Origin of the sequence: Nitrobacter winogradskyi, from assembly GCF_006539545.1 — a bacterium.
Classification (GTDB): domain Bacteria; phylum Pseudomonadota; class Alphaproteobacteria; order Rhizobiales; family Xanthobacteraceae; genus Nitrobacter; species Nitrobacter winogradskyi_A.
Window position 1 is genome coordinate 51,322 of record NZ_BJNF01000050.1, and the last position, 11,784, is coordinate 63,105.

At 61.9% G+C, this 11,784-nt stretch carries 12 protein-coding genes; 3 read left to right on the top strand and 9 right to left on the bottom strand.

Going from position 1 to position 11,784, the window contains the following annotated elements:
- Positions 1 to 11: 11 nt before the first annotated feature.
- The 4 genes from acpS to rpoZ all read right to left on the bottom strand — a co-directional run bounded on the left by acpS (position 12) and on the right by rpoZ (position 4,537).
- A complete protein-coding gene (gene acpS / locus NWI01_RS10080) occupies positions 12 to 431 on the bottom strand; it encodes a holo-ACP synthase (RefSeq protein WP_141383717.1) in 420 nt (139 codons plus the stop codon).
- Positions 428 to 1,198, bottom strand: coding sequence for a pyridoxine 5'-phosphate synthase (locus tag NWI01_RS10085; RefSeq protein ID WP_141383718.1), 771 nt, complete (start codon positions 1,196 to 1,198; stop codon positions 428 to 430). The genes acpS and NWI01_RS10085 overlap by 4 nt, the downstream gene beginning before the upstream one ends.
- Before the next feature lie 241 nt (positions 1,199 to 1,439).
- Complete coding sequence (locus NWI01_RS10090) at positions 1,440 to 3,725, bottom strand: RelA/SpoT family protein (protein WP_141383719.1); 2,286 nt, start codon at positions 3,723 to 3,725, stop codon at positions 1,440 to 1,442.
- A gap of 419 nt (positions 3,726 to 4,144) precedes the next feature.
- Positions 4,145 to 4,537 carry a DNA-directed RNA polymerase subunit omega gene (rpoZ, locus tag NWI01_RS10095; protein ID WP_011315179.1) on the bottom strand — a complete coding sequence of 131 codons (393 nt, stop codon included), beginning with the start codon at positions 4,535 to 4,537 and terminating at the stop codon, positions 4,145 to 4,147.
- Positions 4,538 to 4,881: 344 nt separating this feature from the next.
- Between rpoZ and NWI01_RS10100 the strand changes: the two genes are divergently transcribed.
- Together NWI01_RS10100 and NWI01_RS10105 are read left to right on the top strand one after the other, a co-directional pair.
- Positions 4,882 to 5,499: a LabA-like NYN domain-containing protein gene (locus tag NWI01_RS10100; RefSeq protein ID WP_141383720.1), complete on the top strand. Its 618-nt coding sequence runs from the start codon at positions 4,882 to 4,884 to the stop codon at positions 5,497 to 5,499.
- On the top strand, positions 5,477 to 6,160 hold the full coding sequence (locus tag NWI01_RS10105) for a uracil-DNA glycosylase (protein ID WP_141383721.1): 684 nt from the start codon (positions 5,477 to 5,479) through the stop codon (positions 6,158 to 6,160). Before NWI01_RS10100 ends, NWI01_RS10105 begins: the two co-directional genes overlap by 23 nt.
- A 117-nt stretch (positions 6,161 to 6,277) precedes the next feature.
- On the opposite strand, the gene NWI01_RS19620 is transcribed toward NWI01_RS10105, so the two are convergent.
- From NWI01_RS19620 to dapA, 4 genes are all read right to left on the bottom strand, one after another.
- On the bottom strand, positions 6,278 to 6,439 hold the full coding sequence (locus tag NWI01_RS19620; RefSeq protein ID WP_244613713.1) for a hypothetical protein: 162 nt from the start codon (positions 6,437 to 6,439) through the stop codon (positions 6,278 to 6,280).
- Positions 6,440 to 6,637: 198 nt separating this feature from the next.
- Positions 6,638 to 7,111, bottom strand: coding sequence for an SsrA-binding protein SmpB (gene smpB, locus NWI01_RS10115; protein ID WP_009797073.1), 474 nt, complete (start codon positions 7,109 to 7,111; stop codon positions 6,638 to 6,640).
- 64 nt (positions 7,112 to 7,175) lie between these two features.
- On the bottom strand, positions 7,176 to 7,595 hold the full coding sequence (gene mscL, locus NWI01_RS10120; protein WP_141383723.1) for a large conductance mechanosensitive channel protein MscL: 420 nt from the start codon (positions 7,593 to 7,595) through the stop codon (positions 7,176 to 7,178).
- 180 nt (positions 7,596 to 7,775) lie between these two features.
- The gene (gene dapA / locus NWI01_RS10125) at positions 7,776 to 8,666 is read right to left on the bottom strand and encodes a 4-hydroxy-tetrahydrodipicolinate synthase (protein WP_141383724.1); all 891 of its coding nucleotides are present in this window, start codon (positions 8,664 to 8,666) and stop codon (positions 7,776 to 7,778) included.
- Positions 8,667 to 9,029: 363 nt separating this feature from the next.
- Here dapA and NWI01_RS10130 point away from each other — a divergent pair, with 363 nt between their 5' ends.
- The gene (locus NWI01_RS10130; RefSeq protein ID WP_141383725.1) at positions 9,030 to 11,237 is read left to right on the top strand and encodes a lytic transglycosylase domain-containing protein; all 2,208 of its coding nucleotides are present in this window, start codon (positions 9,030 to 9,032) and stop codon (positions 11,235 to 11,237) included.
- 363 nt (positions 11,238 to 11,600) lie between these two features.
- Here NWI01_RS10130 and NWI01_RS19325 read toward each other — a convergent pair.
- Positions 11,601 to 11,784: hypothetical protein (locus NWI01_RS19325; RefSeq protein ID WP_210242958.1), on the bottom strand; the 184-nt coding region annotated here is incomplete at its 5' end.

The following is an 11,784-nucleotide window of genomic DNA, read 5'->3' on the forward strand; positions in this document are numbered from 1 at the left end:
CCGGAACCGGTTCAAGGTCTTCCTGGTGCGAAGGCCGAAATTATGACGAAAGCCTGCGCCAGCGGCCAGTCGTCCGTAAGGCTCACGTCAATGCGGACCTCAAGGCCGGGGGGCGTGAGCAGTTGCAGCCGCTGCAGCGCCCCGCCCGTAAGCATCATGGAGGGTTGCCCGGCCTGAAGATTGACGACGCCCATGTCCCGCCACCATACACCCTGACGGATTCCGGTCCCGAGCGCCTTGGCGCACGCCTCCTTCGCGGCGAATCGCTTCGCATAGGTGGAGACCACCATTTTCTCATTGGTGGCGCGACGCTCCGCCTTGGCCCGCTCGACCTCCGTGAAGACCCGGTTGAGAAACCGATCGCCGTGACGCTCGATGACTTTCGCCACCCGGCGGATATCGATCAGGTCGGATCCGATGCCAATGATCATGCCGTCCGCGTCTTCAGTGTCGCGCGTCCGCGATCCATGGCCGCTCGCATGGTGCGAACGGTCTCGGCGATGCCGACGAGCAGCGCCTCGCCCATCATGAAGTATCCGATGTTCAGTTCGGTGATCTCGGGCAGCGCCGCGATCGTCTCCGCCGTCGCGTAATCGAGGCCATGGCCGGCATGAACCTCGAGGCCCGCCGACCTGGCCAATGCGGCGCCTTCGACAATGCGGCGCCACTCCGCATCCGCCTTTCCGCTGTCACCCTCGACGACAGCATCGCACCAGCCGCCGGTGTGAATCTCGATCACGGGCGCGCGCAGTTTCGCCGCCGCCTCGATCTGCCTGGGATCGGCGGCGATGAACAGCGAGACCCGGATGCCGGCGTCGTTCAGTTTCGCGATGAAAGGCGCCAGCGCGTTGTATTGGCCAGCCGCGTCGAGACCGCCTTCAGTGGTCAGTTCCTCGCGCCGCTCGGGGACCAGACAGACGGCGTGCGGCTGGGTGGCCAGCGCGATCCCCTGCATCTCCGCCGTCGCCGCCATCTCAAAATTGAGGGGCTTTCCAATCTCGGCCTTGAGCCGCGCCATGTCGGAATCGCGAATATGACGGCGATCCTCGCGCAAATGCGCGGTGATGCCGTCGGCGCCGGCCGCGATCGCGGCAAGCGCTATTCGCACCACATCCGGCCGATCGCCACCGCGCGCGTTGCGGATGGTGGCGACGTGATCGACATTGACTCCAAGGCGTAGGGATTGAGAACTGGACATCGAATGACTCTTGATCTGCTCCGCATCGCGGAAGCTCGGCATCGCGACGTTAAAGAACGTGCTCTCTCGAATGAAGAACTGGATGTAGTGTCAGGGACGATCGATTGCGACGCCCTTTCATAGCATCTAGTGGTCCGATTCTAACATTCGCATCCGCGATGCGCGGCCGAATGGGTCGCGAATGCCAAATTTACTCCACTAGAGCCTTTCCGCGTCTGATTGAATCGGCAGCGAACTCCAGTTAACCGTTGACCCGTTCGACCCGCGCCACAACGTCCTTGGCGCGCAACTGGGCGATGATGGCGCTGAGATGCTTGAGGTCATAGACTTCGAGATCAATGGTCATTTCGGTGAAGTCGGGCGAACGCCTGGTCATGCTGATGTTGTCGATATTGCCGTCGTGCTCGGCGATCACGGTCGCGACCTGTGCAAGGCTGCCGGGTTCATTGAGGCTATCCAGCACGATGCGCGCGGGGAATCGCTGCGGCGCCGTGTCATCGACATCCCAGCGAACGTCGAGCCAGCGCTCGGGCTCTTCCTCGAAATCCGTCAACGCCGGCGATTGAATCGGATAGATCGTGATGCCCTCACCGGGGGTGACGATGCCGACGATACGGTCGCCCGGCACCGCGCCGCCATTGGGCGCGAATTTGATCGGCAGGTCAGAATTGATGCCGCCTATCGGAATCACCGACGGGCCGCGAGCGGGATCCAGCGGCGTTTTCAGTTTGAGTTTCGCCGTCAGGCTCTTCTTGACGCCCGGGCCGCCAACCCGCTCCTCCTTGTAGTCCGGGTACATCGCGCGCGCGACATCGGCGGCGCGCATCTCGCCCCGCCCTACCGAAGCCATGACATCCTCGATCGTGGCTCGCGCCAGCCGGGGCAACGCGCCGGTGAGCTTGTCGTCGGCGTATTCGATCTTCGCACGGATGAACAGACGCTCAACGATCCGCCGGCCAAGGCTGACATACTGACCGCGCACAGCGGCTCGCGTGGCGCGCCGGATCGCCGCCCTCGCCTTGCCGGTGATCGCAAGCGATTCCCAGGCGGATGGCGGCGCGGACTGGGCGGCCGAGGTCAGAACCTCGACCTCGTCTCCATTCTGCAATCGCGACGACAGCGGCGCAAACTTGCCGTTGATCTTGCAGCCCACCGTGCTGTTGCCGACATCGGTATGCACGGCATAAGCGAAGTCGATGACATTGGCGTGCCGCGGCAGCGCGATCAGCTTCCCCTTCGGGGTGAAGCAGAAGACCTGATCGTGAAACAGTTCGAGCTTGGTGTGTTCGAGGAACTCCTCCGGATTGGCGCTTTCCGACAGCACTTCGATGGTATGACGCAGCCAGGCGAACGCATTGGACTCCCGATTGAGCAATTCCGTCGGCGAGCCCGCGCCATCCTTGTAAAAGGCATGGGCGGCGATGCCGTGCTCGGCGATACGATCCATCTCCTCGGTCCGCAGCTGCAATTCCACGCGCTGATTGCCCGGTCCGATCACCGTGGTGTGGATCGAGCGATAGTCGTTCTGCTTCGGCGTCGAGATATAGTCCTTGAAACGGCCCGGCACGACCGGCCACGTCATGTGGACCACCCCGAGGGCGCGATAACAGGCTTCGACATCAGGCACCACGACGCGAAATCCGAAAATATCGGAAAGCTGCTCGAAACCGACCGATTTTCGTTCCATCTTGGTCCAGATCGAAAACGGCTGCTTGCGACGGCCCGCCACGCGCGCGGCGATACCCTTGTTGGCGAGACTGGTCGTGAGCTGGCTTTCGATCTCACCGATCAGGTTGCGGTTACGCTCGGCCAGCGCATCGAGCCGCTGCGCCACCACCCCGTGGGCTTCCGGATCGAGGGTCTGGAACGCCAGATCCTCAAGCTCCTCGCGCATTTCCTGCATGCCCATGCGGCCCGCGAGCGGCGCGTAGATGTCGAGGGTTTCCTCGGCGATGCGCTGACGCGACGCCGGCGGCACGAACTCGAGCGTGCGCATGTTGTGCAGCCGATCCGCCAGCTTGACCAGCAGCACGCGAACATCATCGGCAATCGCCAGCAGCAGCTTGCGCAGATTTTCGGCCTGCTTGGCCTCGCGCGAGACCAGTTCCAGCCGCTTCAGCTTGGTCAGGCCCTCGACCAGCGCGCCGATCTCCGGCCCGAACATGTTGTCGATCTCGGCGCGGGTGGCCTCGGTGTCCTCAATGGTGTCGTGCAGCAGCGCCGCGACGATGGTGGCGTCGTCAAGCTTGAGGCCGGTCAGAATGGCCGCCACTTCAAGCGGATGGGAAAAATAGGGATCGCCCGACGCCCGTATCTGTTCGCCATGAGCTTTCATGGCATAGACGTACGCCCGGTTGAGCATATCCTCGTTGGTGTCGGGGTTGTACGAGCGCACGCGTTCGACCAGGTCGTATTGACGCATCATGCGCGGGCGCGGCGGCTTGACAGGGGCAGCCGGCGGCGGCGGCGTCACGACCGGGTCGGTCGCGGCCTCCATCTGCTGCCTTTTGCCAGACCAGCCTGTCATAGAACCGAGTGTCTTCATCGCGAGGAAACCGCCCTTCACCCCCGTATCTACACCTATAGCGTTTTCGAGCGAAGTGGCTACCGATTCGCGCGAAGAAAACGCGTCAAATCAAAATCATAGAGCACCGCTTCTGATTCTGTCGGAAACGGAAAGGCTCCGGATTGTTCCGGCCGAAAGTCGAATTCGACGTTCAGGCACGCTGGTTTTCGTTATCCAGGCCGGGGCACACCCGCGCAGCCGGTGCGGCGATCAACTCTGTCGGCTGAACGCAAAAGCCCGGACCAGGTCCGGGCTTAGAGATTCGCTTCTGATGAAATCAGAAACGAGGCTCTATAATCTTACTTTGACGCGTTTTTTCACGCAAACCGGTATCCACTTCGCTCGAAAACGTTGGAGACCTCCAGTCGGTGAGGAGCCGATCATTCATCCTCTTCGGGCTGTTCCTCGGGAGGCGCCAGTCCCTCCAGGCCCTTCAGCAGTTCTTCCTCGGTCATGCGCTCGACCGCGACCTCGGTATCGTCCGCATCGACGCTTGCCCCGGCCGAACCGATCAAGGGCACGGTGTCGGACTCGGGCTCGTCGACCTCGACGAACTTCTGCAAGGAATGAACCAGCTCTTCGCGCATATCCTCCGGGGAGATGGTCTGTTCGGCGATCTCGCGAAGCGCAACGACAGGATTCTTGTCGTTATCGCGGTCGATCGTCAGCTGCGAACCCGACGAAATCATCCGGGCGCGATGTGCGGCCAAAAGAACCAGGTCAAACCGGTTGTCGACCTTATCAATGCAATCTTCTACGGTGACGCGCGCCATCGCCTGTCGCTCCGTTGAGGCTGAAACTGGTGAATATACGCGCTAGGTATAGAGCGTTTGAGGGTTTCGCAACAGGGAATTTAACATTTGGCGCGAAGGCCGGTCTCTGATACCCGTTACGGGAGCCAGAAGGCCGGCGTCCGGAGAAGCGGAACAGAGTCCCCGATCGGACAAGAATTCGCTTCATTGCTTCTCCATTATATCCTCAACGCTGCCCTTGCCTCAACCTCATTGCGCCTATTGTCTTCTTCAGTCTGATTCGCGAAACGCGATTTGAATCATTGAACCGTGAGGCTGGACTTCAGTCGCACCAATAGCGCGCACAACGATCACGAGAACGCTCGATGCCATCTGCCTCCAACAAGATCGCGCTTTTCATCGATGGCGCCAATCTTTACGCAACCGCCAAGACGCTCGGCTTTGACATCGACTACAAGCGCCTCCTGAAGGAATTTCAGTCCAGAGGCACCCTCGTCCGCGCTTTCTATTACACGGCGATCATCGAGGATCAGGAATACTCCTCGATAAGGCCGCTGATCGACTGGCTCGACTACAACGGCTACACGGTGGTCACCAAAGCCACCAAGGAATTCATCGACGCCAGCGGCCGCCGCAAGGTCAAGGGAAACATGGATATCGAACTTGCGGTCGATGCGATGGAGTTGGCCGAGCACGTCGACCAGATCGTGCTGTTTTCGGGCGACGGCGATTTCCGCTCCCTCGTCGAAGCGGTGCAGCGCCGCGGCGTTCGCGTGACCGTTGTCTCCACCATCGCAAGCCAGCCGCCGATGATCGCGGACGAGCTGCGCCGTCAGGCCGACGTTTTCACCGATCTCGTGGAATTGCAGCCGAAGCTCGGGCGCGACCCGTCGGAACGACAGTCCCGCCACCACGCACCGCAGTTCCTGCAGCGCGCCACCGCTGCGGCGCCCCGGAGCGATGACGACGACTTTGAGGACTGAAACGCACCGATCCGGCGCGACGTCCGCCTCGCCGGAGCCGGGCCGCGATTGTCCGCTGTGTCCGCGGCTGGTCGACTATCGTCTCGCGGTGCGGACGCGCGAGCCGGACTGGTTCAACGCGCCCGTGCCGTCTTTCGGCGGCCCCGACGCGGCCCTGCTGATCGTCGGCCTGGCGCCGGGCGTGCAAGGCGCCAACCGCACCGGGCGACCTTTCACCGGCGACTACGCCGGCGACCTGCTCTACGCGACGCTTCTCAAATACGGCTTTGCCGCCGGACGCTACCAGGCCCGCCCGGACGACGGACTCGAACTGATCGATTGCCGCATCAGCAACGCGGTGCGGTGCGTGCCCCCGCAGAACAAGCCTCTACCGGCCGAGATCAACACCTGCCGCGCATTCCTTAGCGCCACGCTTGCGGCCATGCCCCGCTTGCGAGCGGTTGTCGCACTTGGCCGTGTCGCGCACGATTCCGCGGTGAAGGCGCTGGGCATTCGGGCCGCTGCCGCCCCCTTCGCTCACGGCGCGGTGCATCATGTCGGCGCGGTCACGCTCTATGACAGCTACCACTGCTCCCGCTACAACACCAATACGCGTGTCCTGACGCCCGAAATGTTCGAGAGCGTCTTCGCAAAAGTGCGCGCCGATCTGACCTGTCGCTGAAATGCGCGCCATGGCGGACCGGTACCCATCCTCGGGTCGAGCCCGAGGACATGCTTCGCTCGAAAGCGCTATAGAACTCCACTCCTGATTCCATCGGAAGTGAAAGGGCTTTCTCGGCTATCCCGGCTCCGTGAAGCGAATCCCCATCATCTCGCCGTTTCGCCAGACGCGCTCGCATTCCTTCGGAGTCGCGTTCGGCACCAGCGCGACCCCGAAACGCTTCGGCACGCTCAAGCCCGAGGCGATCACCAGGCGCGCGCCGTCGCTGGAGATGTCCATCACCTCGCACTCGGATCTGGATCGGCCATCGACCTGGTCGAGGACAAGCCATGCTCGCTGATGCCGGCGACGCATCCGCCGAATGGCACGTTTCTGTTTGACGCGCATGCCGGGAGCAGACCACGTCAACCCTGAAATTACGTTAAACCGATCGTTCAAAGTTTAACGACCGGACCCGCGGCGGTCAGCTCTTGCGGCTTATCCCCTCGCCCGCAGCAACCGGCCTTTTTCGCGACCCCAGTCTCGCTTCTTCTCGCTCTCGCGCTTGTCGTGCAGTTTCTTGCCCTTCGCGATCGCCAGCAACAGCTTGGCCCGGCCGCGCTCGTTGAAATAGAGTTTTAGCGGAATCAGCGTCATCCCTTCACGATCGACCGCGCCCATCAGCTTGTTGATCTGCTTTCTGTGCAGCAACAGCTTGCGCGGCCGCTTCGGCTCGTGATTGAAGCGGTTGGCTTGCAGATATTCGGGGATGTTGGAATTGATAAGCCAGATTTCACCGTTCTTTGAATCGGCATAGGACTCGGCAATCGTGGTCTTGCCGTTGCGGATCGACTTGACCTCCGTGCCGGTCAGCGCGATGCCGGCCTCGACGGTATCCTCGATCGCATAGTTGAACCGCGCCTTGCGATTTTCCGCGACGACCTTGATGGCGCGCTCACCTTTGCCGGCCATATCCCTGAAACCTCCGGGCGTTATCTTTCGAGGGCGGCCACGCCGATCCTACGGCGTCGCCGTCCTACACCTTCGCTTTCAGGAGGTCGCGAATTTCGGTCAGCAACTCTTCCTCACGCGAGGGCTTCGGCGGCGCGGCGGATGCCGCCTCGTCCTTGCGCTTCAGCCTGTTCATGCCCTTGATGACCATGAATAGCACAAAGGCGACGATGAGGAAGTTCAGCGTCAGCGTCAGGAAGTTGCCCCATGCCAGCACCGCGCCCTGCTTCTTGGCGTCGGCGAGATTCGAGGCGTGGACGGCCTCGGAAAGCGGCGTGAAATAATTCGAGAAATCGAGACCGCCGGTAATGGCGCCGACGATCGGCATGATGATGTCGGCCACCATCGAGGAAACGATGCCTCCGAAGGCCGCGCCGATGATGACGCCGACGGCGAGGTCGACGACATTCCCCTTCATCGCGAACTCACGAAATTCCTTCCACATCGCCAATCTCCGACAGCATTTCACCGACGCGCGCGCGGCGGCAGTTATAGTTTTCGAGCGAAGCATGTACCCCGGCTGGCCCCGGTGGATGAATAACCCGGTTCGTGAAGAAAACGCGTCACATGAAAATCCGAGAGCCCGGCTTCCGTTTCCATCAGGCGGAAAGGCTCCAGCTTCAAGTCAGTTTATCAAACCGGCGTGCGCCATGGCCTCACGGATGAGCTTTCCGGTCGGGGGGGTTACCGGCATCAGCGGCAGCCGCACGATTTCGTCGATCCGGCCGAGCAGCCTGAGCGCATGCTTTGCTCCGGCGAGACCAGGTTCCTTGAAAATAGCGTCATGCAGCGGCACCAGGCGATCCTGAATTTCGAGCCCGGCGGCATAGTCGCCCTTCAGGACCGCCGACATCAGGCTCGCGCATAATTTCGGCGCGACATTCGCGACGACGGAGATGCAGCCATGTCCGCCCGCCGACATGAAGGCGAGCGCCGTCATGTCTTCGCCGGACAGTTGGATGAAGTCGGGGCCCATCGCCCGGCGCTGCAATGAGACCCGCGCCAGATTGCCGGTGGCGTCCTTGACGCCGGCGATGTTCTTCAATTCGAACAGCCTCGCCATCGTCTCCACCGACAGATCGACGACCGAGCGCGACGGAATGTTGTAGATGATGATAGGAATTCCGACCGCATCGTTCACCGTCTTGAAGTGCTGGTACAGGCCTTCCTGAGTCGGCTTGTTGTAATACGGCGTCACCACCAGCACCGCGTCAGCGCCGGCCTTCTCGGCGTGCAAGGCCAGATCGACCGCCTCGCGGGTCGAATTCGAGCCCGCGCCCGCGATCACCGGCACCCGGCCCCCGGCCTCCTCAATGCACCATTCCACGACCTTGCGGTGTTCATCATGGCTGAGCGTCGGACTTTCGCCGGTAGTGCCGACCGGCACCAGCCCGTGAACTCCTTCGCCGATCTGCCAACTCACCAGACTGCGAAAAGCGGCCTCGTCGACGGAGCCGTTTTTGAATGGCGTCACCAGGGCTGTGTATGATCCCTGGAACTTCGCCCTGCTTGCCATAGTCCGCTCCAACACGTTGCGCGGCTTCGCCGTTTGCCGATTTCGAGCATTTCGCTTCTGATTGAATCAGAAGCGAAGCTCTAGTTTATTGTTTTGACGCGTTTTCTTCTCGCGAACCGGATTCCATCCTCGGGTCAAGCCCGAGGACCATGCTTCGCTCAGAAAACGCTATAGTTGTTACATCAGTCATATCGAGTCTGACGCTGCTCCGAAAGGTCCGCGACCTGAAGCAACGGCCGCGATTTCGCCGTTGTCGCGACATAAGAGCCCGATGTTGGTGGTTTTAGTATTTTGTCCACACATTCAATGAAATAGTCATCAGATTTTAGGGGTCCGCTTAGTTCACTGATAAAGGAATTTGCCGTGACATTGCCTGCCCGCGCATCAAAGCTACGAACGGCGGCTTTAGGGGCGAGCCTGGTGGCGGCCGCGCTGTGGGCCGGAAGCGCCCAGGCGGAAAAAACCGCCAAAGTTCCCGCACCGAAGTCGCGCCCCTCAGGCAACGCCGTTCCCAAGCCGGCTCCCGGCCATGGCAAAACCGCCGCCCCTCACAAGGACAAAGCCACCGCGGCTCCGGTCATCCAGCCCGCCACCCGCAGGCACGCCACCCTCCCCGCGCCATCGGCTCGCATACCCGTCCCGAAAGCCGCAATGGCGGCGACATCATCGACCCCGCGCACCGATCTCGCCGCGCTCGACACGATCATCGACCTGACCCGCAGGCAGCGATCGTCCGAGGCGACGCAGATCCAGGCCGGCATGACGGATCCTGTGGCGCGCAAGCTCGCCGAGTGGCTTATCCTGCGCAGCAACGATAACGGCGCGCCGACCGAGCGCTATCGCGCCTTCATCGACGCCAATCCGAGTTGGCCCTCCCAGACATTCCTGCGCCGCCGCGCGGAAGCTGCGCTGTGGGACGACCATCGCGACACCGCCGCCGTGCTGGCCTGGTTCGAAAACGAACGGCCGCAATCAGCCAAGGGACGGTTCGCTCTCGCAAGCGCGCTGCTCGCGCGCGGAGACCGTGCCCGCGCCGAACAGTTGGTCCGCGAAGCCTGGCGGACCGATACGATGTCGGCCGCGGTCGAGGGGAAAGCGCTGGAGATGTTCGGGGCGCTGATCACGCCGAGCGACCACAAAGCGCGCATGGATTACATGCTTTACGGCGAGGACCGCGATGCCGGAATGCGCGCGGCCCAGCGGCTCGGGAGATCGCACGAGGCCCTTGCCAAGGCGCGGATTGCGGCCGACCGCAAATCGTCCAGCCTGCGCGCGCTGATCGAAAGAGTGCCGGGTGAGCTTCACCGCGATCCCGGCTATGTCCTGGCCTATATCCAGCTCCTGCGTCGCGAAGAGAAGTTCGCGGAAGCCGCGCGGCTGATGCAGAGCGCGCCCCGGGATCCCAACCGGCTTTATAATGTCGATCAGTGGTGGATCGAGCGGCGGCTGCTCGCGCGCAAGATGATCGACGTCGGACAATACCGCACCGCCTATCTCATCGCCCGCGACGCGGCACTCCCCGCGCGCGATATCTACAAGACCGAACAGGAGTTTACCGCCGGCTGGATCGCTTTTCGCTTTTTGAACGATCCCAACACCGCCGCCCGGCATTTTGCGCGCATCGGCGTCGGCAGCGTCAATCCGACGGCGCTCGCACGGGCTGGCTACTGGCAGGGCCGCGCAGCCGAAGCGGCAGGCCGAGCCCAAGAGGCTCGTCGCGCCTATGCCGCCGCCGCGGAGCAGTCCACCAGCTATTATGGCCAGCTCGCACGCGCCAAGCTAGGTCTGCCGCAGATCGAACTGCGCAACGTTCCAGGCAGCCGGTCACGCGGAATCGAGCGGCTCGAGATCGTACGCGCAACGCAGCTTCTCTACGCTCTCGGCAAAAGCGACATCGCGATTCCGATCCTTGCCGATATGGGCGCAAACGGCGACCCCGATGCCGTGTTGGGGCTTGGCGAACTCGCCGCACGCCAAGGCGACGCGAGGGGAATGCTGCTCGCCGGCAAGGCCGCGTTGAACCGCGGACTGCCATTCGATTTCTACGCTTATCCGGTCAGCGGCATTCCGCCGTTCAGATCAATTGGACCGGATGTGGAGCGCAGCATCATTTACGCGATCGCCCGACAGGAAAGCGCGTTCAATCCGTCAGTGGTGTCGCCGGCCAATGCCTATGGGCTGATGCAGGTGACGCCGGATGCCGGACGATACGTCTGCAAGAAATACGGCGCCAGTTTCGACCTTGGCCGCCTGAAGACCGAGCCCGCCTATAATGCCGCCCTCGGTGCGGCGGAACTTGGCGGACTACTCGAAGACTATCGCGGCTCCTATATCCTGACCTTCGCCGCCTACAACGCCGGACGCGGCAGCGTCAAAAAATGGATCGCGCGTTATGGTGATCCGCGAGATCCGGGAGTCGATGCGGTGGATTGGGTCGAACTGATCCCGTTCTCGGAAACACGCAACTACGTGCAACGGATAATGGAGAACCTGCAGGTCTACCGCGCTCGCTTCGGCGGCGGCTCGAAGCTGCAGATCGAGGCCGACCTGCATCGCGGCTCGATCCAGTAACGTGGGAAGCGGCAGATAACGCCTCGCGCGGTCCGCACCTCAAAGCATGCGCGCTTCTGATGGCATCAGAGGCGAAGCTTGAGATTCCTTTTTTGACGCGTTCTCTTCACGCGAACAGGACATCCATTCCGCTCGAAAGCGCTATGGCGGAGGAAACCGTCCTGGTTATTCTTTCCGTCTATCCCGCCGAACCGAAACGTCGTTTTCGGGACAATGCTTGAAGCAACGCCGTTGAGTAGGAGTCGCGTGGAGTAGAAAACGGGATCTGCGCGCGGGCACGTTCAATCGATCCGCGTTATCTTTCCACAGCTTTTCGACCGAGCTATCCCTGAGCTTGACCCAAGGATGAAATAGCGGGTTCGCTTAAATCCGAAAGAAATCGACGGAACATCTATCTTCTACGGAAAAAAGTCCCCGCTTGCCCCGCTCGGCGACGAACGCGGCACCTGCACACTGTGCGCAGACATCGCTCACCGCCTTCTCATGCCTCCGCCGGTTTCCTGCCGGAGGCATGAGAAGTGCCGTCAGGCGATGTGCCTTACCAAGT

What these genes read in the sequence shown, in the direction of transcription:
- acpS (WP_141383717.1), bottom strand. Translation starts at nt 431, where the DNA reads ATGATCATTGGCATCGGATCCGACCTGATCGATATCCGCCGGGTGGCG.
- NWI01_RS10085 (WP_141383718.1), bottom strand. Translation starts at nt 1,198, where the DNA reads ATGTCCAGTTCTCAATCCCTACGCCTTGGAGTCAATGTCGATCACGTC.
- NWI01_RS10090 (WP_141383719.1), bottom strand. Translation starts at nt 3,725, where the DNA reads ATGACAGGCTGGTCTGGCAAAAGGCAGCAGATGGAGGCCGCGACCGAC.
- rpoZ (WP_011315179.1), bottom strand. Translation starts at nt 4,537, where the DNA reads ATGGCGCGCGTCACCGTAGAAGATTGCATTGATAAGGTCGACAACCGG.
- NWI01_RS10100 (WP_141383720.1), top strand. Translation starts at nt 4,882, where the DNA reads ATGCCATCTGCCTCCAACAAGATCGCGCTTTTCATCGATGGCGCCAAT.
- NWI01_RS10105 (WP_141383721.1), top strand. Translation starts at nt 5,477, where the DNA reads ATGACGACGACTTTGAGGACTGAAACGCACCGATCCGGCGCGACGTCC.
- NWI01_RS19620 (WP_244613713.1), bottom strand. Translation starts at nt 6,439, where the DNA reads ATGGACATCTCCAGCGACGGCGCGCGCCTGGTGATCGCCTCGGGCTTG.
- smpB (WP_009797073.1), bottom strand. Translation starts at nt 7,111, where the DNA reads ATGGCCGGCAAAGGTGAGCGCGCCATCAAGGTCGTCGCGGAAAATCGC.
- mscL (WP_141383723.1), bottom strand. Translation starts at nt 7,595, where the DNA reads ATGTGGAAGGAATTTCGTGAGTTCGCGATGAAGGGGAATGTCGTCGAC.
- dapA (WP_141383724.1), bottom strand. Translation starts at nt 8,666, where the DNA reads ATGGCAAGCAGGGCGAAGTTCCAGGGATCATACACAGCCCTGGTGACG.